Raw genomic sequence first — 23,001 nt, forward strand, 5'->3', positions numbered from 1 at the left:
GCGATGGTGGTGGGGTGCCGCATGCAGTACCACGGCCGATTGTTATGGTGCCGCTTCCCGAATGGACCCGTATCCAATCCGGTGCCGGTGACGAGGTCACGCTCACGCTGACTGATGGCACGACGATGACAGGTGCGGAGTTTCTCGCGCAGCAATTCGGCGACGAGCTGGAAGTCGCGGCGTTTCACCCGACCGAGGGTGCAGTCAACCTGTATCGCACGCAGCGGTTTGCAAATAGTAAGCAGCGCGCGTTGGCATCGATGATGTCGCCAACCTGTCCGGTGCCCGATTGCCGGCATGGGGCTGACAACTGCGAAATCCATCACATCCAGGCCTGGCGGCACGGCGGGGAAACCAACCTGGCCAACCTCGTGCCGTTATGTCGGTTTCATAACGGGCGCAACGACGATGACCCGCGTGAAAACCGTTACGGGCGGATACAGATCCGAGATGGGATACCGGTGTGGGTATCGCCGGGAGGGTCGGTCGTCGAGAAGCATCCGCCCGGAGCCATGCAACAACTCTTTAACTAGTCAATAACCCGCCAACGAGCGGGCTATTCGGCATGCCTGACATACTCCACGTGGCCGTCGCGCTCGCCGGCAAAGGCGAAACCGCTAACCTCCGCGACTTGGCGCGAGGCAGCATTGCCCGGCAGCGCACGAATAATCAGCAGGGGAGCCCCCTCGGCGAAAGCGTGATCGGTCACCAGGCGCACGGCACGAGTCATCAGGCCACGCCCGCGGGCCCACGGGGCAGTGTTGTAACCAAAATCGGCACCACCGGAATCATCGGGGCGCAGCTCGATGCTGCCGCAGTACCGGTCATCGACGACAAGCGCCCACCGTGCACACCCGTCACCTGAGTCGCCGAGGAACGCCTCGGCCATCTCGACGGTGTACGGCGACGGCACCGTCGTCCACTCAATCATCCGCGGGTCAACCGACGCAGCGAACAGGTCGTCGCGCACGCCCGGAACGGTTTTCACGCGCGACCACGGCAGGAGCGTCAACTCGCCGTCGGTGAGAGTGTCGTTGGCGGGTGGGAACCAGGGGTTAGTTGGCATGGAGGGCCTCGTTGAGTTCGATGCCCTTTGCAGGGACGGCTTCGACGGAGCCGGTGACGGAGTTGCGGCGGAATTGCAGGCCGTTCGCGCCGGAGAGTTCGAGGGCCTTCACTTCGGCGCCGGCTTCCTTGCCCAGGGCTTCGGCGACGGGTGCGGTGAGGACGACCTTTGTGCCGGCGGTGACGTAGAGGCCGGCTTCGACGATGCAGTCGTCGCCAAGTGAGATGCCCACGCCTGCGTTGGCGCCGAGGAGGCAGCGTTCGCCGAGGGAGATGACTTCTTTGCCGCCGCCGGACAGGGTGCCCATGATGGAGGCGCCGCCGCCGATGTCGGTGCCGTCGCCGATGACAACGCCTGCGGAGATGCGGCCTTCGACCATGGATGCGCCGAGGGTGCCGGCGTTGAAGTTAACGAAGCCTTCGTGCATCACGGTGGTGCCTTCGGCGAGGTGGGCGCCGAGGCGGATGCGGTCGGCGTCGCCGATGCGCACGCCGCTCGGCACAACGTAGTCGACCATGCGTGGGAATTTGTCCACGGAGAAAACGACGACGGGGCCGTTTTCGGCGAGGCGTGCGCGGGTCATTTGGAAGTCGGCGACGGCGCAGGGACCGTAGTTGGTCCAGACGACGTTGGACAGGAGGCCGAAGATGCCGTCCATGTTGGCGCCGTGTGGGCGGATGAGGCGGTGGGACAGTAGGTGGAGGCGCAGGTAGACGTCGTATGCGTCGATGGCCGGTGCGCTGAGGTCGGCGATGGTGGTTTCGACTGCGACGCGTGCGACGCCGCGTGCCTCGTCGGGGCCGACGAGGTTGGTGAAGCGGGCGTCGGGCTCTTCTAATCGACGAGTGCCTGTTTCCGTCACCGCCTCGTCAACCTTGGGGGCGGGGTACCAGACGTCGAGAACGGTGCCGTCGTGGGTGATGGTCGCGATTCCGCGTGCAATTGCAGTCGTGGGGGTAGTCATGGCGACTACCTTACGACACCGCGTTTCTTGGTCAGTAGCGACAAGCCGACCAGGGCGAGGGAGAGGATGGTGACGGAGATGACTTGGGAGCGGGCGGCGTCGTCGAAAAGCATGAGCACTGTCAGGCCGACGAGGGCGACGAGCGTGACCCATGGCACCCAGGTTGCGCCGTGGACGCGGACGGCGGATTCGCGGATGCGTGGGTGGAGTTTGATGAAGCTTAGGGTGATCATGATCCAGGTGACGATGAGGCAGCCGCCGGTTGCGGACATGATGAAGTCGATCATTCCGGGCGGGTTCCACCATTGCAGGCCGACGGCGAGAAACGCGAAGACTACGGAGACGAGCACGGAGTTCATGGGCACGTTGTTGGCGTTGGTTTTCGCCATCCATTTTGGTGCGTCGCCTTCGAGCGCTTGTTGGTAGCCGAGGCGGGAGGTGCCGTAGAGCTGCGCGTTGAATGCGGAGAGCAGTGCGAGCACGATGACGACTTCCATGAAGGCTGCGGCGCCTGGGATGTTTGCCATTTCGAGCACGGCGGTGAAGGGGGAGTCGGCGGCGGAGTCGGCGCCGTCGATGGTGGCGTACGGCAGTAGCAGTGTGATCACGGCGACGGAGCCGAGGTAGAAGATCGCGATGCGCCAGATGATGGAGTTGACGGCGCGTTTGACGTTGTCGGCGGGGTCTTCAGATTCGGCGGCTGCGATGGTGACCACTTCGATGCCGCCGAATGCGAATGCCACGGCGAGGAGGCCTGCGGCGATGCCGGCGACACCGTTGGGGGCGAAGCCGGATTCGCGCACGTTGTCAAAGCCGACGAAGTCGCTGGCGGGCAGCACGCCCAGCCAGAGGAGAACGCCGATGATGAGGAAGCCGACGATGACGGCGATTTTGATCATGGCGAACCAGTACTCGAACTCGCCGAAGCCTTTGACCTGTGCGAGGTTTACGGCGGTGAGTACGACGACGACGATGAGGCCAGGCACCCATTGCGGCACGTCGAACCAGGAGGCCATCATTGCGGAGGCGCCGGTGAGTTCGGCACCACACGCCATAATCAGCAGGAAGTAATACAACCAGCCGAGGAGGAATCCGGCCCAGTGGCCGTATGCCATGCGTCCGTAGGTGGCGAATGAACCGGACGACGGGTGGGCGGCGGCCATTTCGCCGAGCATGCGCATCACGGCGATGACGATGAGTCCGGCGATGGCGTATGCGACCAGAATCGCGGGGCCGGCGGCACGAATGCCGACGCCGACGCCGAGGAACAGGCCCGCACCCACGGCAGTGCCGAGCCCCATGAGTGTCAGGTGGCGGGACTTCAGCCCGGTGCCGAGCTCGCTATTGCTTGTCGACGACCCCATTACCGCACCTCCTCAATCTCTGCCACGTTCTTCTTCGCCGGTTGCTTTCCTGTCGCGCGGGTCCACAAAACTCCCGCGAGGGAAACGACACCGACAACGACGGCGACGGCGAACATTTGGAATCGCCCGTCGGGGTCGGCGAGCATGAGCAGGATGACTCCGCCGGCGAGCGCGATCATGACCCAGGGAAGGACGTTGGGGGCCCACATACGTACGTCGGTGATTTCGCCGCTTGCTTCGAGCTTCGGGTGCAGGCGGACGAACGACAGGGCGACGACGATCCACAGCACGATCAGGCAGCCACCGACTGCGTTGAGGAGGAAGGCGAGCAGCCCGGGCGGGTTCCAGTACTGCAGGGCAACGGCGACGAAGCCGAAGAACACGGACACGATCACGGCACGGACGGGCACGCCGCGGGGGTCGGTTTTAGCGAAGGTCTCGGGGGCGTCGCCACGCACAGCAAGGTTTTGCATGAAGCGCGAGGAACCGTAGATCTGCGTGTTGCAGGCGGACAGCAGGGCGACGACGATGACGGCCTCCATGATGCCGACGGCGCCCGGGATGTTTGCCATTTCGAGCACTGCAGTGAACGGGGAGTCGGCTGCGGAGTCCGCGCCGCCGATTTCGTCGAAAGGCAACAGCAAGACGATCAGCAGCACGGAGCCGATGTAGAAGATGGAGATGCGCCAGATGATGGAGCGGATCGCGGAGTGGACGCCGGCTTCGGGGTTTTCGGATTCGGCGGCGGCGACGGTGACCAGTTCAATGCCGCCGAACGCGAAGGCGACCGCGAGCAACGCGGTGGCCACACCAGCCCAGCCGTTGGGCATGAAGCCGACCTCGCTGATATTCGACAGGCCTACGAACCCGCCGGTGGGCAGCACACCGAGCCACAGGGCCACACCGATGCACAGGAACGCCACGATCACAACGACCTTGATCAGGGCGAACCAGAATTCGAACTCGCCGAAGTTTTTCACCGCGGCGAAATTGATCACGGTGAAAAAACCAATGGCGATCAGCGCCGGGATCCAGGGGGAAATGGCGAACCATTGGGCGACGATCGCGGACGCGCCGGTGATTTCGACGGCCATGATCATGATCATCATGAACCAGTACAGCCAGCCGATGGCGAAGCCGGCCCAGCGGCCGAAGGCTTGCTCGGCGTAGGTGGAGAACGTGCCCGACGACGGGCGCGCGGCGACCATTTCCGCGAGCATCTGCATGAAGCACACGGTGATGAAGCCTGCGACGACGTAGGCGAGGATGACGGCGGGGCCTGCGGCTGCGATGCCAACGCCGGTGCCAAGGAAGAGTCCGGCACCGATGGCTGAGCCGAGGCCCATCATGGTGAGGTGGCGCGTTTTCAGGCCGCGTGCGAGCGCGGTGGAATCGGCGACGGGGGAAACGGGGGTTGACATGTCGAACACCTTAAACCTCGACATGCAGTGAAGTGCATTCTTTTCCGGTTTATATGCGTGTGTTACGTGCGCGTGGTTTCTGCGGGGCGCAGCACGGGGGCGGTGGTGTAGGGCTCGTGTTGGATGCGCAGGTTGTTGCGGCCGGCGAGTTTTCCCGCGGGAAAATCTTCTCCGGTGGCGGGGTCGAAGATTCGGGTGTGGGGTTCGAGGGTGATGCCGGCGCCGATGTCGCAGTTGTTGCCGAGGGTGATGCCGTTGATGCTGGCGGTGGGGTGGAGGTGGCAGTTGGCGCCGATGCGCATGGGGTGGCGGGCGAGGGCGTTGTTGTTGGTGGGGGTGGCGATGAGGGCGGTGCTGCGGGCGAGGGTGGTGTTGGCGCCGACGGCGACTGCGGAGGAGATGGTGCCTTCGATGCGTGCGGGGCCGAGGGTGCCGGCGTTGTAGGAGATGTAGCCTTCGCGGACGACGGTGGTGCCTTCGGCGAGGTGGGCGCCGAGGCGGACGCGTTCGGCTTCGGTGATGGTGACGCCGGTGGGGACGACGTAGTCGACCATGCGGGGGAGGCGGTCGATGCCGTAGACGTGGATGGGGCCGCGGGCGCGGAGGTTGGTGCGTACGGTTTCGAAGTTGTGGGGGAGGCAGGGGCCTTTGTTGGTCCAGGCGACGGGGGTGAGGTGGTCGAGGGCGCCGTCGAGGTTGATGGTGAGTGGTTCGACGAGGCGGTGGGACAGCAGGTGGAGGCGGAGGTAGACGTCGTGGGCGTCGATGGGTGGGGCGTCGAGGTCGGCGATGGTGGTGCGTACGGGCACGGTTTCGACGAGTCGGTCGCGGTCGGTGCCGATGAGGCGCAGGAACTCCGGGGAGAGGTTGTGGGCGGAGGTGCGTTGGGTGGTGGTGGGGTGGTCGTCGTTAAGTGTGAGCTTGGGGGTGGGGTACCAGGTGTCGAGCACTGTGCCGTCTATGGCGATGTTGGCGATTCCGAGGCCGTGTGCTCCCAAAGACATGGCCGTCATTGTAAACGTAGGATCGCGGTGTGACTTCCTTAGATCTTTTTGCGGACCCTGTTGTTTTGTCGGCTGCGTTGGTGGATATTGAGTCGCCGTCGCACCATGAGGAGGCGATCGCGGACGCCGTTGAGGCTGCGTTGCGTGGCCTTGAGTGTGCGCAGGTGCAGCGCTTCGGTAATACCGTGGTGGCGCGTACGAATTTCGGGTTGGATTCGCGGGTGGTGTTGGCGGGCCATATTGATACGGTGCCGTTGGCTGATAACACGCCGCATCGGCTCGCGGACGGTATTTTGCACGGCTGTGGCTCAGTGGATATGAAGTCGGGGTTGGCGTGTTATTTGCATGCGTTTGCCACGTTGGCGCAGCCGGGGAAGGCGGCGCATGATTTGACGCTGATCGCTTATGAGGGCGAGGAGGTGGCGCAGGAGTTCAATGGCTTGTACCACCTTGAGCGTGATCATCCGGAGTTGCTGCAGGGTGATATTGCGTTGTTGGGCGAGCCGTCGGGTGCGATCATTGAGGCGGGTTGTCAGGGTACGATCCGCGTGTTTGTGGATGCGCATGGCACGCGTGCGCATTCGGCGCGCTCTTGGCTTGGCCATAATGCGGCGCATGATCTTGCGGGCGTGCTCACCCGTATCGCGGCGTATGAGCCGCGCACTGTGCTTATCGACGACTGCGAGTACCGCGAGGGTTTAAACGTCGTCGGGCTGGAGGGCTTCGTGGCGACGAATACGATCCCGGATCACGCGCGACTGATCGTGAATTTCCGCTACGCGCCGGATCGCAGCGTCGAGGACGCGAAGGCGCATCTGGAGGAGACGCTCGCGCTGGAGGAGGGCCTCGAGCTCATTTACGACGATGTCGCGCCGGGGGCGTTGCCTGGCCTGGGCGACCCGGTGGCGGCTGGGCTGGTCAAGGCTGTGGGCGGGAACTTCCGTGCGAAGTTCGGCTGGACGGATGTGGCGCGCTTTTCTAGCCTGGGTGTTCCTGCGGTGAACTTCGGGCCTGGCGATCCGGGGTTTGCCCATAAGAAGGACGAGCAGTGCCCGGTCGATGAGATTCGTCAGGTGGCGGCGCAGTTGCTCGATTACCTGAGTGCTGAAAGCGAGTAAGAGATATGGCTCCGTTGAATTTCCCCCGCCCGGACCGCGACCGTAAGTTGCGCGGGCCGATGGCGCTGCGCAATGAGGCTGAGCAGGCCACGACCTATGATCAGCGTTTGTTGGAGTCCATGGGGCAGTCTGATGGGTATTGGAAGCACCAGGATCCGTGGCGTGTGATGCGGATCCAGTCGGAGTTTGTGGCTGGGTTTGATGCGTTGTCGGAGTTGCCGAAGGCTGTGACGGTGTTTGGCTCAGCACGTCTTGGCGAGGGCACGCCTGAGTACCAGTTGTCCTACGAGGTCGGCCGCGCGCTGGTGGAGGCGGGCTATGCCGTGATCACCGGTGGCGGGCCGGGGTTGATGGAGGGGCCGAACCGGGGCGCTCACAACTCGGACGGGCTGTCGGTCGGTTTGGGCATTGAGTTGCCGTTTGAGCAGGGCTTGAACGACTGGGTGGATCTGGGCCTGAACTTTAGGTACTTCTTCGCCCGCAAGACCATGTTTTTGAAGTATTCGCAGGCGTTCATTTCGCTGCCCGGCGGTTTTGGGACGATGGACGAGGTCTTCGAGGTGCTGTGCATGGTGCAGACCGGCAAGGTGACCAACTTCCCGATCGTGCTCATGGGCACGGAGTTTTGGTCTGGGCTGGTTGAGTGGATCGAGCAGCAGTTGCTTGGCCGTGGGTTGATCTCGCCGGGGGATGAGAAGTTGTATCTGGTGACTGATTCCGTGGAGGAGGCCGTGGCGCACATTGTGGAGGCCCACAAGGTGATGACGGACGAGCGCCTGCGCGATGAGTGAGGTCATGGCGATCGTGAATCGCACCCCCGACTCGTTTTATGACAAGGGTGCGACGTTCGCGATTGAGAAAGCACTATTGCGTGTCGACGACGCCGTTTCCGCCGGGGCCAGCATCATCGACATCGGCGGCGTGAAGGCAGGCCCGGGCGACGACGTGTCCGTTGCCGAGGAGATTGACCGTGTCGTGCCGCTTATTGCCGGGGTGCGTGAGCACCACCCGGACGTGACGGTGAGCGTGGACACCTGGCGCGCCGCGGTGGCCGAGGAGGCGATCGCAGCCGGCGCGGACCTGATTAACGACACGTGGGCCGGCTTCGACCCCGAGTTGGTTGAGGTGGCAGGCGCCCACCGCGTGGGGTACGTGTGCTCGCACACCGGCGGGGTCACGCCGCGCACGCGCCCGCACCGGGTGCACTACGACGACGTGGTCGCCGACGTGATTGCGGAAACCACCGCCTTGGCCGAGCGCGCCGTCTCCCTCGGCGTGCCGGAGGAGGCGATCTTCATTGACCCCACGCACGACTTCGGCAAGAACACCTACCACGGGCTGGAGATCCTGCGGCGTATCGACGAAATCGTCGCCACCGGCTGGCCCGTCCTCATGGCCCTGTCCAACAAGGATTTCGTGGGCGAGACCGTCGGGCGTGGCCTCAACGGTGCCGACATCACCCAGCGCGTGCCCGGCACCCTCGCAGCAACCGCGTGGGCGGCCGCGCGCGGGGTGGCGGCGTTTCGCGTCCATGAGGTCGAGGCGACGATCGACGTCATCCGCATGATCGAGGCGATCCAGGGCACCGCGGCACCGCTGGCAACCGTGCGGGGGCTCGCGTGAGTGCCGACACGCTCGCCGGCATGCGCACCGATGTACGAATCAGTGTGGTGATTCCTGCGCTGGATGAGGAGGCGACGGTGGGTGGGGTCGTCGAAAAGTGTGTGGCTTCGTCAGCGGACGAAGTCATCGTCATCGACTCAGACTCCACCGACCGCACCGCCGAGCGCGCCGCCGCAACCGGGGCAACCGTGGTGAACTGGCGCGACGTCGACCCACGCACACCCTGGCCCGGCAAGGGCGAGGCGCTGTGGCGCGGCGTGAAGGCCGCATGCGGCGACGTGGTGGTCTTCGTCGACGCCGACGTGACCTCACTCGAACCCTGGTGGGTCGACGCGCTCGCCGAGCCATTTATCGACGACACCGTCCACCTCGTCAAAGCCTCCTACACCCGCGAAGGCGCCGGCGGTCGCGTGACCGAACTGACCGCGAAACCCCTCCTGCGCGCCCTCTTCCCGGAGATCGCCGTGGACCAGCCGCTCGCCGGCGAATACGCCATCCGACGCTCAACCGCGCTTTCGCTGCCATTCGTCGCCGGCTACGGGGTGGAAGCGGGCTTGCTCATCGACGTCGCCCGCGCCCACGGCCCAAAAGCCATCCAGCAAGCGCAACTGAGCCCCCGCACCCACCGCAATAGGCCGCTGTATGAACTTGCTGGGATGGCTGATGTCGTCGCAAAGACGATTCTCGCGCGCGCAGGAAAATTCCCCGTCGAGGTCAGCGAGCGCCCCGCCTGGGCCGACAGCTAAACTAACCCGCATGCTTTCCTGGATCATCCTCATCCTGGTGCTCGCACTGCTGAGCATCATTGGCCTCAAACTGTTCGCCACCGTCTTCGGCCGCGGCGAGGCCCTGCCGCCCATGCCACCAACAGAAGAGGTGAAGGAAGCCAACCGCCGCGCGGTGGAAGAAGGCAACTTCGGCGACATTCAGCTCGAGGTTGTGCACCGCGGTTACCGCATGGATCAGGTCGATGCGCTCATCGAACAGTTGGCGGGCGGCAACCTTGCGCCGGAAACACGGGTAGAATCTCCGGAAGAACACGTTTCGGAAACAAAGCAATAAGGAGTGTTGACGATGGCAGCAATGAAGCCGCGTACCGGTAGTGGCCCGATGGAAGCGGTGGAGGAGTCGCGCAAGATCGTCATGCGTATCCCGTCTGACGGTGGCGGACGCCTCGTCATTGAACTGAGCAAGGAAGAGGCTGGCGAACTTGGCCGCTTGCTCACGGAGGCTGCTGGAGAGTAGTTCCGGTCAAACGCGGTAGTATCACCACATGCTCAACGAGATCGTGGATGTCCTCGCGGACCCGGTAGACCTGACCCCGCTTCGGGGCGAGGACGATTTTGGTCGTCTCGTCTCCGAATCGGGGCATTCTTATGACGTAGCCAAGCAGGGTTATGTCACGCTCGCGTCGGGGCGCGGGCTGAATCATGAGGGCGATTCGCTGGAGATGATCAACTCTCGCGAAACGTTCCTGTCGAATGGCCATTTCGCGCCGTTTGTGGAGGCGGTGTCGGATCGTGTGGCGGATGTTGTGGAGCATGCCGCAGGCGATCATGATCCGGTAATTCTGGAGGCTGGCGCCGGAACCGGCTACTACCTCGCGCACACGCTGGACCTGATTGATGGCGCGCGTGGTGTGGGGTTGGATATTTCGGTGCCTGCTGCGAAGCATTTGGCTAAGGCGCATCCGCGTTTGGGTGCGATTGTGGCGGATGTGTGGGAGCAGCTGCCTATCCGCACGGGGGCGGTTGATGTGGTGACGGTGGTGTTCGCGCCGCGCAATCCTGCGGAGTTTGCGCGTGTGCTTAGCGACGACGGCGAGGCCGTCATCCTCGTCGCCGACCAAGGCCACCTCGACGAGTTGCGCGAGCCGCTGGGCATCCTTGGCGTGGAAGACGGCAAGGTGGAACGCCTGGTGGAGCAGTCGTCGCAGTGGCTGACCCCGGTGGCCGATCCAGAGCTGATTTCGTTCCCGATGAACCTTGGCCGCGACGCGATCGCCGCGCAGGTGGGTATGAGCCCGTCGGCGCGTCACCTGGATAAGGACGTGCTGCACGCGCGACTCGAGGACCTCCCTGAGCAGATGGAGGTCACCGCCCGCGCCCAGCTGATCCGCCTGCGCAAGAAGTAGCGCGCCGGCGCTTCGCTCACGCTGCGCTAAAGAAACGGAAACGGCCCGCGTGGTGCGGGCCGTTTTGCTGTGCCGGGCTGGTTTAGATGCGGACGGGGTATCCGCGGCGCCACTCGCCGCTGATGGATGCTTCGCCGGTGGCGCGGCTGCGGATGCCGTTGCAGCCGCCTTCGGGCCAGATGCGCGACGACATGACAACGCTGCCGCCGCCGGCGTAGACCTCGAGGGTGCAGCCGTCGACGATGACGGTGACGTTGTCTTCGTCGTCGTCGTGAAGCGGTGCGGTTGCGGGGGAGCCGTCGAGGCGGTCGAGTGTGAGCTGCTCGCCGTTATGAGTGATCACCGCAGCCGGTTCGTTGTTGCCGTCGAGCACCTCGAGGGTGACCTGGGAGCCGGCCGGGATTTCGCACAGGCCGGCCCACATGCGCGCGCGGTCGGTGGCGCTGACGGCGTCTGGCAGGCCTGGTGCGGGCACTTGGAAAAGACGCCCACCTTGCAGGGTGGCGCGGCGCGGGAGGGTGAGGGCGTTGGCCCAGCCTTCGGTGGCCCAGTTGGGTTCGAGGGTGGGGTCGCCGGCGCGGTCGGTGTTGGTCATGAACCCGAGCAGGTAGGCGCGCTCGTAGCGGTTTTCCGCAGTGGTTTCGTCCAGCGGGTAGTTGGTGTTGCGTGGGCGGGTGAAGTCGTGGCCGTAGTCGAGAAGTGTAAACGGCGTGGTGATGTCGAAGACGTTGCCTCGCAACCTGCCGACGGCGTAGACGGCGGTGTCTTTGCCGTCGCGTTCCAGGGTGATGAAGAGGACGTCGCGGATTTCACCGTCGACCTCGTCGCGCAGGCGCACGATGCGTGGGGCGACGAGGGAGGCATCGAGGGTGATGCCGGTGTCGCCATTGAACTCGAGCGGGCCTTGCAACTCCCAGTCTCGGCCGTCGGGGGAGGTGAGGACGACCGGCTTGGGGTCGGTGACAGGCCCGGTCACGGCGAGCATAAGCCAGCCGTCGTGGCCTTGGTCGCGGTCGGCTTCCGTGTCCCAGGCGGGTACGACGCAAGGCGAGCGGAAATTGGTGTCGCCGGCGGTGTCGTCGACTGCGGTGCCGGTGCGCTCGGCGGCATCGGAGACGTCAGTGTCGTCAGCGTCAGCGTCGTCGGCGTCGAGGTCGTCGTAAAGCCTGTCCACGTGCGCAACGTGGGCGATCTGGATGGTGTTTCCTGCCGGGGTTTCGGAGGAGAAGTACAGGTTGACGCCGTCGCCCGCGGAGGTGACGGACCCTGCACGGATGTTGGTTTCGTCGCCGGAGGGGACGATGACGTCGTTGCAGTCGAGCCAGTTGAATGCGTCGTCTTCGCTGACTTCGTGGCCCCAGCGGCTCGGGGTGTCGGGGGTTGGGCGGTACTGGTAGAACATGTGCCACAGGCGGTTCTCGCGGCTGCCGATGCGGAATACGCCAGCTGGGCCTTCGAGAATGCCGCGTTCTGCGGTGACGTGTAGTTCGGGACGGTAGACCGTCATCAGATCAACCCCTTGTAGATGTCTACGGTTTGTTTCGCGATTGTGCGCCAGGAGAAGGATTCTTTGGCTCGGGTGAGTCCGGCGCTGCCCATGGCGGCGGCGCGTGCTTTGTCGCCGGCGACAGCGTTGACCGCCTCGGCGAGGCGTTGTTCGAAGTCGGTGGTGTCGTCGGGCGTGTAGTCCACAAGCACGCCGGTTTCGCCGTCGACGACGACTTCGGGGATGCCGCCGACGCGCGAGGCTACCACCGCGGTGCCGCACGCCATGGCCTCCAGGTTCACGATGCCCAGCGGTTCGTAGACGGATGGGCAGACGAAGACGTCGGCGATGGTGTAGACCTGTCGTACTTTTTCGGCGGGCAGCATGTCTTGGACCCAGAACACGCCGTCACGCTGCGCTTGTAGCTTTTCGACGAGCCCACGCGTCTCAGCAGCAATCTCCTCGGTGTCGGGGGCGCCGGCGCAGAGGATGAGCTGGACGTCGTCGTCGAAAAGCTGTGCTGCTTTGAGCAGGTGGGCGACACCTTTTTGGCGGGTGATGCGCCCGACAAACGCGACGACCGGCCGCGAGGTGTCTACTCCGAGTTCTTCGGCGATGGTGCCGGTGTCCGGGTACCAGTTGGCGGGGTCGATGCCGTTGAGGACGACGTGGACGCGGGAGTCGTCGATACGCGGGTAGGCGCGCAAAATGGCATCTTTCATTCCGGCAGATACGGCGATGACCGCGTCGGCGTTTTCCATCGCGTTTTTCTCCGACCAGGAGGACACGTTGTAGCCGCCGCCGAGCTGTTCGCGCTTCCACGGGCGGTCCGGCTCGAGCGAGTGGGCGGTGACCACGTGGGGGATCTCGTGGAGCAGCCCGGCGAGGTGGCCGCCGAGGCCCGCGTACCACGTGTGCGAGTGCACCACGTCGAGCCCGGCTGTGGCATCGGCCATGCGCAGGCCTGTGGACAGGGTTTTGATCGCGCTATTGGCCCCCTCGAGTGCGGGGTCGACGCCGTGGACGTATACACCTGCGGCGTCGCGTGGGGCGCCCATGCAGTGGACGTCGACGTCGGCGAATTCGCGCATGAACCGCGTGAGTTCTGTGACGTGCACCCCGGCGCCGCCGTAGACCTCCGGCGGGTATTCGCGCGTGAGCATTCCTACCTTCATGTCCGCCGAGCCTACTGACGTTGCGGAATCCCTGCACGAGCCTTGAATTGGCATTAGCCTTGCGGTTATGAAAAGCCAGCCTCGAGTTCTCGCCATTGTCCTGGCCGGCGGGGAAGGCAAGCGCCTGTTTCCCCTGACGGCTGACCGTGCCAAACCCGCCGTTCCGTTCGGCGGCAACTACCGTTTGATCGATTTTGTGCTGTCGAATTTGGTCAACGCCGGCTACATGCGTATTGCGGTGTTGACGCAGTACAAGTCGCACTCGCTGGACCGCCATGTGGCTACGGCGTGGAACATTTCGGGGCCAACGCAGCAGTACATCGCGTCGGTTCCGGCGCAGCAGCGTCGCGGCAAGCGTTGGTACAACGGGTCGGCGGATGCGATTGTGCAGTCGCTGAATCTCATTTACGACGACATGCCTGACTACGTCTTGGTCTTTGGCGCGGACCACGTCTACCGGATGGATCCGTCGCAGATGGTCGAAGATCACATTGCGTCGGGCAAGGCCGCCACCGTGGCAGGCATTCGCGTGCCGCGTGCGGAGGCGAGCGCGTTCGGTTGCATCCAGGCCGACGATGACGGCACGATCACCGAGTTTTTGGAAAAGCCGGCCGACCCACCGGGTACCCCGGACGATCCGGAGATGACGTTCGCATCGATGGGCAACTATTGCTTCTCTACCGAGGCGCTAATCCAGGCGCTGCTGGAGGACGAGCAGAACGAGGATTCCAGCCACGACATGGGCGGCGACATCATCCCGTACTTCGTCGCGCAGGGCGAGGCGAATGTGTACGACTTCTCCATCAACGGCGTGCCGGGCGCAACCGATCGTGACCGCGGCTACTGGCGCGATGTGGGCACGATTGATTCGTTCTACGAGGCCCACATGGATCTGATTTCCTCGCACCCGGTGTTCAACCTGTACAACAAGGCGTGGCCGATCCACGCGACTGACGACGACAACCTGCCCCCGGCAAAGCTCGTCCTCGGTGGTATTGCGCAGGAGTCCATTGTGGCGTCCGGCTCGATCATTTCCGGTGCGACGGTGCGTAACTCGGTGCTGTCCACCGACGTGCGCATCGAAGAAGGCGCGACGGTGGAGGGCTCTGTGCTCATGCCGGGTGTGCGCGTGGGCAAGGGCGCGGTGGTGCGCCACTGCATCCTGGACAAGAACGTTTACGTCTCCGATGGGGAGACGGTCGGTGTGAATACGGAGCGCGACCGCGAGCGGTTCACGGTGTCCGACGGCGGCGTTGTGGTCGTCGGTAAGAGCGAGGTTGTTTAGCCGATTTTGGTGATCAGCGTCAGGCCGCCGTCAAGCGGCAGACGCGCCACCGCGGCGCCGCGCTCGGCTGTCAGCGTATCGACGAACTCATCCGCCTCACGGGCGGCCTCTGTTTCGCGGTCGCGGCGGGTGGGGTCGGCCACGGTGCCGTCGAGAAGCGAACCTGCAAGCACCAACGTGCCGCCCGGGGCCAGCAACGGCCAGGCGGCCTCGATGAGCGGGCGCAGTTCGACGGGGGAGACGTCTGCGTAGACGATCTGGTAGGCGTCGTTAGCCAAGCGCCCCATTACTTCGAGGGGACGTGCGGTGAGGAAACGCACACGCGACGGGCTAAACCCTGCGTTGCGCACTGCTTCCTTCGCGCCGGCCTGCAGTGCGGCTTCCGGCTCGATGCAGGTCATTGTGGCCTTCTCCGGCAGGCCTGCGAGCAGGTGCAAGCCCACAACACCGGCGGCCGGGGTCACCGCAACCGCACCCTGGGATGCGTTCGGGGTTGCCGCCGCGAGCACCGTCAACAGGTCGCCGACCACCGGGCTGGGTGCCGGGGTGCCGTTTTCGGCAGCGTCCTCGCGCGCTGCGCGCAAAGCTTCCGCAACCTGGTTGGAAAGGTGGCCGCCTTCGGTGGAACGGGCGGCGAGGTACGAGTTCATCTGGGTAAATGCGGTCTCACTCACACGCCACATCATAGCCGTGTTGCGTTCACAGGATTCTGTTAACTGGTTGGCTGGCTTTGGGGCAGTGAGTCTGCGAAACTGTTGCGCATGAGCACTGACGTTCCACTCACCGGTACCGCAGCGTTTGACGCAGGCCAGGCAGCAATGCCGACCTGGTCTGAACTGGTGAAAGAACATGCCGACAGTGTCTACCGCCTGGCGTTTCGCCTCTCCGGTAATCAGCACGACGCGGAAGATCTTACGCAAGAGACGTTCATGCGTGTGTTCCGCAACGTGAAGCAGTACCAGCCTGGAACGTTCGAAGGCTGGCTGCATCGCATCACCACGAACCTGTTTTTGGACATGGTGCGTCGCCGCGCGAAGATCCGCATGGAGGCCCTGCCCGAGGATTACGAGCGCGTGCCCGGCACCGACATGACCCCGGAAGATGCGTACTCCGTGACCAACCTGGACCCTGCGTTGCAGAAGGCGTTGGACGATTTGAAGGCGGAGTTCCGCGTGGCCGTGGTCCTGTGTGATGTGGTGGGGATGAGCTACGAGGAGATCGCTGAAACCCTCGGAGTGAAGATGGGTACTGTACGATCGCGTATCCACCGCGGTCGCGCGCAGATGCGTGAGTCGTTGGAGAAACAAGCCCTCCACAGCGCCGCCGCGAAGGAACTCATCCGCGCCCGGTAGTAGGGAAGGAGTCGGCGCCGTGACTAGGTTTAACTCCACCGATCATCTCAATCCGGAGGCGATTGCCGCCTATGTGGACGGCGAGTTGTCCAAGGCTGCCACCGTGCGCGCCGAGCGGCACCTGCGGTTGTGTGGGGAGTGTTGTGAGGAAGTTCAGGCGCAGCGGGGGACGTCGCAGCGTCTGCAGGTGTGTAATTCCTCCGACATGCACGCCCCGGCGTCGCTTGTGGAGCGACTGGCGATGCTTTGCGACGAAGACGTGACCGACACCCCCGAAACCCCCAAGGGGATCCGGAGCCGAGTGGAGTCTGCGATTCGCTCGCTGACGCACCGTGAGTAAGGTGAGTTAGGTGTTTTCTAGCATCGGTTGGGGCGAGATTTTCTTCATCCTGATCATCGGGTTGATCGTGATCGGGCCCGAACGCCTGCCTTCTGTCGTCGAGGATGTGCGCGCCGCGATCTATGCGGCCAAGAAAGCGATCAACAACGCCAAGGCGGAACTCAATGGTGAACTGGGGGAGTTCGAGGAGTTTAAGAAGCCGATCGATACTGTCTCGCGCTATGCGGCGATGGGGCCGAAGCGTGCGATGGCGAAGGTGTTGTTCGAAGACGACGACCCCAGCGAGCCTCCAGCGCCGAAGACACCACCACAGGCGCCGCCGCAACAACAAATGCGCCCCGAGCCGCGGGATTCGCAGCCGGAGCGCAAAGGCTTTTCCTGGGAGGACGTTATTTAACCTGCGGGTTCAGGCTCTTGCCTGCCAGTGAGTTCGGGCGCACCTTTAGCTTGTCGACGATCTCAAGCACCGCCTTGGCCGCCGGCGACTCCGGGTCGGAGATGACAACCGGGGTGCCGGTATCGCCGTGCTCGCGAAGCTTCGGGTCCAGGGGTACGGAGCCGAGCAGCTTCACATCCGAGTCGGTCAGCTGGGTCAGGCGCTCGGCGACGTGCTCGCCGCCGCCCTCGCCGAAGATGTTGAGTACCGTGCCGTCCGGCATGGTCATGCCCGACATGTTTTCGATCACGCCGGCGATCTTCTGATCAGTCTGCTGCGCGATCGTGCCGGCGCGCTCCGCGACTTCGGCTGCCGCAGCCTGAGGGGTGGTGATGATCAGCAGCTCCGCGTTTGGCACCAACTGTGCGACGGTGATCGCCACATCACCCGTTCCCGGCGGCAAATCCATAAACAGCACGTCCAGGTCGCCCCAGTACACGTCACCCAAGAACTGCTGGATCGCACGGGTGAGCATCGGACCACGCCACACGATAGGGGCGTTGCCTTCTACGAACTGTCCCACCGAGATGTGACGGACGCCGTGGGCGATAGGGGGCATGATCATTTCGTCGACAAGCGTGGGGCCCTGGTCCTCAGAACCCATCAATCCCGGCACCGAGTGGCCGTAGATATCGGCATCAACAATGCCCACCGTCAGGCCCTGGGCGGCCATAGCGGTGGCCAGGTTCACAGTCATCGAGGACTTACCCACACCACCCTTGCCGGAGGCCACCGCGATAACACGCGTTCGCGTATCCGGGTCCGCAAACGGGATCGCCGGGCCGGTCTGCTCGCCGCGGAGTTTCTGAGCAAGCGCACGGCGCTGCTCGTCGCTCATCGTGTGCAGCGTGATGCTCACGTCGCCCACGCCGTCGAGCTCCTCGACTACAGCGCGCACATTTGACTCGATGGTGTCGCGCATCGGACAGCCTGCGATTGTGAGATAAATACCGACCGCAACATTGTTGCCGTCGATGGTGACCGATTCCACCATGTCGAGCTCCGTAATCGGTTTGCCGATCTCCGGGTCATCAACGCGCGAAAGCGCCTCGTGGACATCGCTTTCTAAAATCTGATGTTCAGTAGCCATTGCTACCGAATTATACGGCTGTTGCTGGGTGATTTTGGAATCCCGATACACTACGCAACATGACTCAACCCATGAACCCATCGTTGAATAAGCGTATTGGTGTCACAGAGGTGCCCACCGGCTGGCCTGTGGGCAGCTTTTCCACCTACGCCGAGGCGCAACGCGCCGTGGACAACCTGTCCGACAGGGAGTTTCCTGTAGAGAAGCTTTCCATCGTTGGTGTGGACTTGATGCAGGTGGAAAAGATTACCGGCCGGCTTACATGGCCGAAGGTGCTGGGCACCGGCGCGCTGTCGGGTTTGTGGATGGGCCTGTTTTTCGGCCTGCTGCTTTCCCTCATCTCGGTTCCGGGTGCTGGCCTGACCATGTTCGTGTGGGCGGTTGTTATCGGTGCGATCTTCGGCACGGTGGCCTCCGCTGTGGCCTACGCGTTCACCGGCGGCAAGCGCGACTTCGCGTCTGCAACCACGATCGTGGCTGGCCGCTACGACGTGCTGTGCGAGCCCGATGCCGCCCCGCAGGCCCGCGACATGATCGTGCAATCCGGCGGCCTCACCTCCGCATCCGAAAATGTCATCGGCGAGTAAACCACCATGAAGGCACACCACCACACTGCCGTAGCCGCCGTTTTGGGCTCGGCTGCGCTCGTATTGTCCGGGTGCGCGTCGGAGGACAACATCTACACTCAGGCGCGCCCGGAGAAGGCCGATATCGCCATCGCCATCGACGGCGCCTCCAACGAACAAGTCGTGCTTGGGGAGATCTACAGCCGTGTACTTAAGGGCCAAGGCCGGCCGACGAGCGTGACCTCAGTGACGGGGCTGGATGACGCGCCGACGCTTGAGGTGTTGCGTGAGCAGCCGATTGACTTCGTCGTCACGTGCACTGGGCGTCTGCTCGAAGAGTCGGACCCTAAGGCCGCCAAGGAGCTAGCGGGCGGCGATGTTACCGATGGCGCATATACTGACGAGGTCTATGGGGCCGCTGTCGCCGCCATGCCGGGGGATATGCGCACCGTCGACCCGTCACCCGCCCAAGCGTGCGGAGAGAGCGAACTGTCGCAAAACGTCATCCCGGTGTTCCATAAAGGCACCTTCGACCGCGGTGAGATCAACCGCCTGAACTTCATCACCCGCGTGCTGTCCACTGACCGTCTCGAGGAGATGGCGGAAGAAGTGGACAAGGGTGCCACGGTGGAGGATGCGATTGCGGAGTGGATGATCGAATACGCCCAAATCGACGTCCACCACGACACCCCGGCAGACCCAGAGGATGTGATCGACCCGGACTCTGCGTCCAAATAACCGAATAACAAAAACTCCGGCCCGGCTTTTCACAAGCCGGGCCGGAGTTTTTAGGTGTGCAGGTTAGTCAGCGAATGCTTCCTCAAGCAGCTGCTTTTCTTCCTGCTGGTGCACCTTGGCCACACCGGTTGCGGTGGTGGACTGTGCACGACGGGACACGCGGACCATCTCCGGCATGTCCGGGATCAGGGTGCGCAGGTGCTCGTTGTAGAACGGCCATGCGCCCTGGTTTGCCGGCTCGTCCTGCACCCAGCGGATCTCCTTGGCGTTCGGGTAGTTCTTGAACGCATCCGACAGGCGGTTGAACGGGATCGGGTGGAGCATCTCCACGCGGACGATCGCAATGTCGTCGCGGCCGTCCTTCTGACGCTTCTTGTCCAGCTCCCAGTAGATCTTGCCGGAGCACAGCATGATGGTCTTCACCTTGTCGGTGTCACCGATCTTCTTGTTGCCGCGCTCGACGAAGTTCGGGTCGTCGATGACGGACTGGAAGCGGTTGACCTCGATGAAGTCAGACGGCTGGGACACTGCAGCCTTGTTGCGCAGCATGGACTTCGGGCTGAAGACGACCAGCGGACGCTTCATCTCGCCGAGAGCCTGGCGGCGCAGCAGGTGGAAGTGGTTCGCCGGGGTGGACGGCTGCGCGATGGTCATGGAGCCTTCCGCGACGAGCTGCAGGTAGCGCTCGATGCGTGCCGACGAGTGGTCCGGACCCTGACCCTCGTAGCCGTGCGGCAGCAGGGAGATCAGGGAGGAAACCTCGCCCCACTTGGTCTCGGAGGAGGACAGGTACTCGTCGATAATCGTCTGGGCGCCGTTGGCAAAGTCACCGAACTGTGCTTCCCAAGCGACGACGGCGTCCTTGTTGCCAAGGGTGTAGCCGTACTCGAAGCCCATGCCTGCGTACTCGGTCAGTGCGGAGTTGTAGACCTGGAACTGGCCGCCGTTGCCGGCTTCCTGCGCGTTGTGGTCGAGCGGGTTGAACGGCTCGGCGTTGTCCGGGTTGTACAGCACTGCGTGGCGCTGGGTGAAGGTACCGCGCTGGCAGTCCTCACCGGCGAGGCGGACGAACTTGCCCTGCTCAGCCAGGGAACCGAAGGCGAGCAGTTCGCCCCAGCCCCAGTCGATGTCGCCGTCGGTGAACGAGCCGCCGCGCTTGGACAGGACGGACTTGAGACGCTTGTTCGGGGTGAAGTCCTCCGGCAGGTTGGCGTACGCGTCTGCGAGGCGCTTGAACTGCTCTTCGGAGATGTTCGTGTCCAGGCCGCGGGTGAGCTTCTGGGAATCGGTAATACCGGTCTGCTCGCTCGGCTGGCCCTTCTCGGACTTCACGTCGGTGAAGACGGCGTCGAGCTGGTCGTGGAAGTCCTGTGCGGCCTTCTCTGCGTCTTCCTGGGTGATGTCGCCACGACCGATGAGGTCCTGGGTGTAGCGGGTACGCACCGACGGGTGGTTGTTGATGCGCTCGTACATGACCGGCTGGGTCACGGTCGGGTCATCAGCCTCGTTGTGGCCGCGCAGGCGGTAGCAGATGAGGTCGATGAAGACGTCCTTGCCAAACTCGCGGCGGTACTCGGTAGCGAGCTGAGCAACCCATGCGGCTGCCTCCGGGTCGTCGCCGTTGACGTGGAACACCGGGCAGTCGAAGCCCTTGGCCAGGTCGGTGGCGTAGTAGGAGGAACGGCCGGAATCCGGGGTGGTGGTGAAGCCGATCTGGTTGTTCACCACGATGTGGATGGTGCCGCCGACGGTGTAGCCCGGCAGGCGAGACAGGTTCAGGGTCTCCTGGACGATGCCCAGGCCGGTGAACGATGCGTCGCCGTGGAGCATAAGCGGAACGACCGGGTGGTCTTCGCGGCCCTTGGTGGCCTTGATCTGGTCTTCCTTGGCGCGCGCCATACCGACGAGCACCGGGTCGACTGCCTCAAGGTGGGACGGGTTCGCAGCCAGGGAGACCTTGATCTCGCCGTCGCCGAACATCTGGATGTGCTCGCCCTCGAAGCCGAGGTGGTACTTCACGTCGCCGGAGCCACCCTGCTGGGCTGCGCGCATGTTGCCTTCGAACTCGTTGAAGATCGTTGCAACTGGCTTGCCCACGATGTTGAACAGGACGTTCAGGCGGCCACGGTGCGGCATGCCGATGACAACCTCTTCCAGGCCCTGGCCTGCAGCGGTGTCGATGATGGCGTCCATCAGCGGGATGAGGGTCTCTGCGCCCTCGAGGGAGAAGCGCTTCTGGCCGAGGTACTTCGTCTGCAGGAAGTTCTCAAAGGCCTCAGCGGCGTTGAGCTTCTGCAGGATGTACTTCTGCTCTGCACCGGTCGGCTTGGGCATGCCAGCTTCGACGCGGTCGCGCAGCCATTCGCGCTCGTCGCGGTCCAGGATGTGGGAGTACTCGGAGCCGACCTTGAGGGTGTAGGCGGAGCGCAAGCGCGACATGACCTCGCGCAGGGTCATCTGCTCCTTGCCGCCAAATCCACCGACGTGGAAGGTGCGGTCCAGATCCCACAGGGTCAGGCCGTGGGTTTCCATGAGCAGGTCACGGGAATCCGGCTTCGCCAGACCAGGCTGGTGCCAATGCAGCGGGTTGGTGTCTGCGATGAGGTGGCCGCGGGAGCGGTATGCCTCGATGAGCTGCATGACACGGGTGTCCTTGTTAATGCCCGTGTTCGGAAGATCCTGTGCCCAGCGAAGCGGGGAGTACGGGATCTGCATGGACTGGAAGATGTTGTCCCAGAACTTGTCGTCGATAAGCAGCTGCGAAATATCGCGCAGGAACTCACCGGACTCTGCACCCTGGATGACGCGGTGGTCGTAGGTGGAGGTCAGCGTGACCAGCTTGCCAACGCCGAGTTCGGCGAGGCGGTCCTCGGAAGCGCCGGCGAACTCTGCCGGGTAGTCCATTGCGCCGACACCGACGATGGTGCCCTGGCCCTTGGTCAGACGAGGGATGGAGTGGCGGGTACCGATGCCGCCTGGGTTGGTGAGCTGAATGGTGACGCCGGAGAAGTCATCCATGGTCAGCTTGCCGTCGCGGGCACGAGCGACGATGTCCTCGTAGGCGTCGACGAATTCGGAGAAGGACTTGGTCTCGCACTCCTTGATCGCAGCGACGACGAGGGAGCGGGAGCCGTTCTTACCCGGAAGGTCGATAGCCAGGCCGAGGTTGACGTGTTCTGGCTGAACTGCGAAGGACTTGTTGCCGTCCTCCTTGTAGTTCTTGTTCATGTCTGGGTGCAGCTTGGTTGCCTGGATGATGGCGTAGCCCAGGATGTGGGTGAAGGAAACCTTGCCGCCACGGGTGCGCTTGAGATGGTCGTTAATCAGCGCGCGGTTCTCAAACATGAGCTTGACCGGCATGTCTCGCACGGTCGTCGCCGTCGGCACCTCAAGCGACTCGTTCATGTTCTTCGCAATCGCACGGAATGCGCCCTTGAGCTGGAACTCGCCCGGCTCGACCTCGACCTGTGCGATCTTGTCCAGCGGGGAGGCCTTCGGCTTCGGCAGGGTGCGCTGCGGGCGGTTAGAGACCTTTGCTGCGGCCTCGTCGACCTTGGTCTCGCGACCATCCTGCGAAGGTGCGCCGGTGGAACGGGCAACCTTCGGGTCGGTCTTCGCCTGGCTTGCGCCTGCCTGGGAAGGGGTGACGTTGGACGTGCCATTGGCGGTCTTCGGTGCACCCTTTTTCTCAAACAGTTCACGCCATTCGGCGTCGACCGAGTTCGGGTCGTCCTTGTACTGCTGGAACATCTCGTCAACCAGCCAGCTGTTCTGGCCGAACGTGTTTTCGCTGCTCACGGCAGGTTCTCGCCTTCCTTCTGTTTTGATTTCGCGGAACG

General features: G+C 63.7%; 24 protein-coding genes. 14 read left to right on the top strand and 10 right to left on the bottom strand.

Features of this window, described 5'->3' with window-relative positions; translation table 11 throughout:
- Window positions 1-533 (top strand): HNH endonuclease signature motif containing protein (locus HMPREF3120_RS10140; RefSeq protein ID WP_141739428.1); only part of this gene is annotated, 533 nt, incomplete at its 5' end.
- A 23-nt stretch (window positions 534-556) separates the two neighbouring features.
- Here HMPREF3120_RS10140 and HMPREF3120_RS10145 read toward each other — a convergent pair.
- From HMPREF3120_RS10145 to HMPREF3120_RS10165, 5 genes are all read right to left on the bottom strand, one after another.
- Window positions 557-1,066 (bottom strand): GNAT family N-acetyltransferase, encoded by a 510-nt coding sequence (locus HMPREF3120_RS10145; protein WP_083284887.1) that lies wholly within the window; start codon window positions 1,064-1,066, stop codon window positions 557-559.
- A complete protein-coding gene (gene dapD, locus HMPREF3120_RS10150) occupies window positions 1,056-2,030 on the bottom strand; it encodes a 2,3,4,5-tetrahydropyridine-2,6-dicarboxylate N-succinyltransferase (RefSeq protein ID WP_070453033.1) in 975 nt (324 codons plus the stop codon). Before dapD ends, HMPREF3120_RS10145 begins: the two co-directional genes overlap by 11 nt.
- Window positions 2,031-2,035: 5 nt before the next feature.
- Window positions 2,036-3,394, bottom strand: a complete 1,359-nt coding sequence (locus HMPREF3120_RS10155) for an amino acid permease (RefSeq protein WP_070453036.1) — start codon at window positions 3,392-3,394, stop codon at window positions 2,036-2,038.
- Window positions 3,394-4,815, bottom strand: a complete 1,422-nt coding sequence (locus tag HMPREF3120_RS10160; protein WP_070453120.1) for an amino acid permease — start codon at window positions 4,813-4,815, stop codon at window positions 3,394-3,396. The genes HMPREF3120_RS10155 and HMPREF3120_RS10160 overlap by 1 nt, the downstream gene beginning before the upstream one ends.
- A 62-nt stretch (window positions 4,816-4,877) precedes the next feature.
- Window positions 4,878-5,819 (bottom strand): 2,3,4,5-tetrahydropyridine-2,6-dicarboxylate N-succinyltransferase, encoded by a 942-nt coding sequence (locus HMPREF3120_RS10165; protein WP_070453122.1) that lies wholly within the window; start codon window positions 5,817-5,819, stop codon window positions 4,878-4,880.
- Window positions 5,820-5,848: 29 nt separating this feature from the next.
- On the opposite strand from HMPREF3120_RS10165, the gene dapE reads away from it, so the two are divergent.
- From dapE to HMPREF3120_RS10200, 7 genes are read left to right on the top strand one after another with little or no spacing between them, the layout of a single operon-like run.
- The gene (dapE, locus tag HMPREF3120_RS10170) at window positions 5,849-6,937 is read left to right on the top strand and encodes a succinyl-diaminopimelate desuccinylase (protein ID WP_070453039.1); all 1,089 of its coding nucleotides are present in this window, start codon (window positions 5,849-5,851) and stop codon (window positions 6,935-6,937) included.
- Between the two features lie 5 nt (window positions 6,938-6,942).
- Entirely contained in the window at window positions 6,943-7,728 is a 786-nt protein-coding gene (locus HMPREF3120_RS10175; protein ID WP_070453042.1) for an LOG family protein, read from the top strand.
- A gap of 4 nt (window positions 7,729-7,732) precedes the next feature.
- Window positions 7,733-8,560, top strand: coding sequence for a dihydropteroate synthase (gene folP / locus HMPREF3120_RS10180; RefSeq protein WP_070453127.1), 828 nt, complete (start codon window positions 7,733-7,735; stop codon window positions 8,558-8,560).
- A complete protein-coding gene (locus tag HMPREF3120_RS10185; RefSeq protein WP_256366011.1) occupies window positions 8,557-9,306 on the top strand; it encodes a glucosyl-3-phosphoglycerate synthase in 750 nt (249 codons plus the stop codon). Before folP ends, HMPREF3120_RS10185 begins: the two co-directional genes overlap by 4 nt.
- 10 nt (window positions 9,307-9,316) lie before the next feature.
- On the top strand, window positions 9,317-9,622 hold the full coding sequence (locus HMPREF3120_RS10190; RefSeq protein WP_070421784.1) for a hypothetical protein: 306 nt from the start codon (window positions 9,317-9,319) through the stop codon (window positions 9,620-9,622).
- Window positions 9,623-9,634: 12 nt separating this feature from the next.
- On the top strand, window positions 9,635-9,805 hold the full coding sequence (locus HMPREF3120_RS10195; protein ID WP_070421785.1) for a DUF3117 domain-containing protein: 171 nt from the start codon (window positions 9,635-9,637) through the stop codon (window positions 9,803-9,805).
- Between the two features lie 28 nt (window positions 9,806-9,833).
- Window positions 9,834-10,694, top strand: a complete 861-nt coding sequence (locus HMPREF3120_RS10200) for a methyltransferase domain-containing protein (RefSeq protein WP_070453045.1) — start codon at window positions 9,834-9,836, stop codon at window positions 10,692-10,694.
- Window positions 10,695-10,776: 82 nt separating this feature from the next.
- On the opposite strand, the gene HMPREF3120_RS10205 is transcribed toward HMPREF3120_RS10200, so the two are convergent.
- Both HMPREF3120_RS10205 and glgA read right to left on the bottom strand, forming a co-directional pair.
- Complete coding sequence (locus HMPREF3120_RS10205; protein ID WP_070453048.1) at window positions 10,777-12,201, bottom strand: GH32 C-terminal domain-containing protein; 1,425 nt, start codon at window positions 12,199-12,201, stop codon at window positions 10,777-10,779.
- Window positions 12,201-13,355: a glycogen synthase gene (gene glgA / locus HMPREF3120_RS10210; RefSeq protein ID WP_070453051.1), complete on the bottom strand. Its 1,155-nt coding sequence runs from the start codon at window positions 13,353-13,355 to the stop codon at window positions 12,201-12,203. Before glgA ends, HMPREF3120_RS10205 begins: the two co-directional genes overlap by 1 nt.
- Window positions 13,356-13,422: 67 nt before the next feature.
- On the opposite strand from glgA, the gene glgC reads away from it, so the two are divergent.
- Complete coding sequence (gene glgC / locus HMPREF3120_RS10215) at window positions 13,423-14,640, top strand: glucose-1-phosphate adenylyltransferase (protein WP_070453054.1); 1,218 nt, start codon at window positions 13,423-13,425, stop codon at window positions 14,638-14,640.
- On the opposite strand, the gene HMPREF3120_RS10220 is transcribed toward glgC, so the two are convergent.
- Window positions 14,637-15,290 (bottom strand): O-methyltransferase, encoded by a 654-nt coding sequence (locus tag HMPREF3120_RS10220; protein ID WP_070421859.1) that lies wholly within the window; start codon window positions 15,288-15,290, stop codon window positions 14,637-14,639. The genes glgC and HMPREF3120_RS10220 overlap by 4 nt on opposite strands.
- Before the next feature lie 111 nt (window positions 15,291-15,401).
- On the opposite strand from HMPREF3120_RS10220, the gene sigE reads away from it, so the two are divergent.
- The 3 genes from sigE to tatB are packed head-to-tail and all read left to right on the top strand — an operon-like array spanning window position 15,402 to window position 16,729.
- Complete coding sequence (sigE, locus tag HMPREF3120_RS10225; protein ID WP_070453057.1) at window positions 15,402-15,992, top strand: RNA polymerase sigma factor SigE; 591 nt, start codon at window positions 15,402-15,404, stop codon at window positions 15,990-15,992.
- 19 nt (window positions 15,993-16,011) lie between these two features.
- On the top strand, window positions 16,012-16,332 hold the full coding sequence (locus HMPREF3120_RS12485) for an anti-sigma factor family protein (protein ID WP_070453058.1): 321 nt from the start codon (window positions 16,012-16,014) through the stop codon (window positions 16,330-16,332).
- 10 nt (window positions 16,333-16,342) lie between these two features.
- Window positions 16,343-16,729, top strand: coding sequence for a Sec-independent protein translocase protein TatB (tatB, locus tag HMPREF3120_RS10235; RefSeq protein WP_070421791.1), 387 nt, complete (start codon window positions 16,343-16,345; stop codon window positions 16,727-16,729).
- On the opposite strand, the gene HMPREF3120_RS10240 is transcribed toward tatB, so the two are convergent.
- Window positions 16,722-17,858, bottom strand: a complete 1,137-nt coding sequence (locus HMPREF3120_RS10240; RefSeq protein WP_070453064.1) for an Mrp/NBP35 family ATP-binding protein — start codon at window positions 17,856-17,858, stop codon at window positions 16,722-16,724. The genes tatB and HMPREF3120_RS10240 overlap by 8 nt on opposite strands.
- A gap of 59 nt (window positions 17,859-17,917) precedes the next feature.
- On the opposite strand from HMPREF3120_RS10240, the gene HMPREF3120_RS10245 reads away from it, so the two are divergent.
- On the top strand, window positions 17,918-18,445 hold the full coding sequence (locus HMPREF3120_RS10245; RefSeq protein WP_070453068.1) for a YflT domain-containing protein: 528 nt from the start codon (window positions 17,918-17,920) through the stop codon (window positions 18,443-18,445).
- Between the two features lie 6 nt (window positions 18,446-18,451).
- On the top strand, window positions 18,452-19,162 hold the full coding sequence (locus HMPREF3120_RS10250; RefSeq protein ID WP_070453076.1) for a type 2 periplasmic-binding domain-containing protein: 711 nt from the start codon (window positions 18,452-18,454) through the stop codon (window positions 19,160-19,162).
- Window positions 19,163-19,225: 63 nt separating this feature from the next.
- Here HMPREF3120_RS10250 and HMPREF3120_RS10255 read toward each other — a convergent pair whose 3' ends face one another.
- Window positions 19,226-22,960 (bottom strand): multifunctional oxoglutarate decarboxylase/oxoglutarate dehydrogenase thiamine pyrophosphate-binding subunit/dihydrolipoyllysine-residue succinyltransferase subunit, encoded by a 3,735-nt coding sequence (locus HMPREF3120_RS10255; protein WP_070453079.1) that lies wholly within the window; start codon window positions 22,958-22,960, stop codon window positions 19,226-19,228.
- Between the last annotated feature and the right edge of the window lie 41 nt (window positions 22,961-23,001).

The sequence above is a fragment of the Corynebacterium sp. HMSC11D10 genome (assembly GCF_001806995.1).
GTDB classification, from domain to species: domain Bacteria; phylum Actinomycetota; class Actinomycetes; order Mycobacteriales; family Mycobacteriaceae; genus Corynebacterium; species Corynebacterium coyleae.

Coding starts and splice junctions, on each gene's coding strand:
- HMPREF3120_RS10175 (WP_070453042.1), top strand. CDS start 6,943: ATGGCTCCGTTGAATTTCCCCCGCCCGGACCGCGACCGTAAGTTGCGC.
- HMPREF3120_RS10245 (WP_070453068.1), top strand. CDS start 17,918: ATGACTCAACCCATGAACCCATCGTTGAATAAGCGTATTGGTGTCACA.
- HMPREF3120_RS10155 (WP_070453036.1), bottom strand. CDS start 3,394: ATGGGGTCGTCGACAAGCAATAGCGAGCTCGGCACCGGGCTGAAGTCC.
- HMPREF3120_RS10240 (WP_070453064.1), bottom strand. CDS start 17,858: ATGGCTACTGAACATCAGATTTTAGAAAGCGATGTCCACGAGGCGCTT.
- glgA (WP_070453051.1), bottom strand. CDS start 13,355: ATGAAGGTAGGAATGCTCACGCGCGAATACCCGCCGGAGGTCTACGGC.
- HMPREF3120_RS10160 (WP_070453120.1), bottom strand. CDS start 4,815: ATGTCAACCCCCGTTTCCCCCGTCGCCGATTCCACCGCGCTCGCACGC.
- HMPREF3120_RS10250 (WP_070453076.1), top strand. CDS start 18,452: ATGAAGGCACACCACCACACTGCCGTAGCCGCCGTTTTGGGCTCGGCT.
- HMPREF3120_RS10190 (WP_070421784.1), top strand. CDS start 9,317: ATGCTTTCCTGGATCATCCTCATCCTGGTGCTCGCACTGCTGAGCATC.
- dapD (WP_070453033.1), bottom strand. CDS start 2,030: ATGACTACCCCCACGACTGCAATTGCACGCGGAATCGCGACCATCACC.
- HMPREF3120_RS10195 (WP_070421785.1), top strand. CDS start 9,635: ATGGCAGCAATGAAGCCGCGTACCGGTAGTGGCCCGATGGAAGCGGTG.
- HMPREF3120_RS10205 (WP_070453048.1), bottom strand. CDS start 12,201: ATGACGGTCTACCGTCCCGAACTACACGTCACCGCAGAACGCGGCATT.
- glgC (WP_070453054.1), top strand. CDS start 13,423: ATGAAAAGCCAGCCTCGAGTTCTCGCCATTGTCCTGGCCGGCGGGGAA.
- sigE (WP_070453057.1), top strand. CDS start 15,402: ATGAGCACTGACGTTCCACTCACCGGTACCGCAGCGTTTGACGCAGGC.
- folP (WP_070453127.1), top strand. CDS start 7,733: ATGGCGATCGTGAATCGCACCCCCGACTCGTTTTATGACAAGGGTGCG.
- HMPREF3120_RS10165 (WP_070453122.1), bottom strand. CDS start 5,819: ATGTCTTTGGGAGCACACGGCCTCGGAATCGCCAACATCGCCATAGAC.
- HMPREF3120_RS10145 (WP_083284887.1), bottom strand. CDS start 1,066: ATGCCAACTAACCCCTGGTTCCCACCCGCCAACGACACTCTCACCGAC.
- HMPREF3120_RS10200 (WP_070453045.1), top strand. CDS start 9,834: ATGCTCAACGAGATCGTGGATGTCCTCGCGGACCCGGTAGACCTGACC.
- HMPREF3120_RS10220 (WP_070421859.1), bottom strand. CDS start 15,290: ATGAACTCGTACCTCGCCGCCCGTTCCACCGAAGGCGGCCACCTTTCC.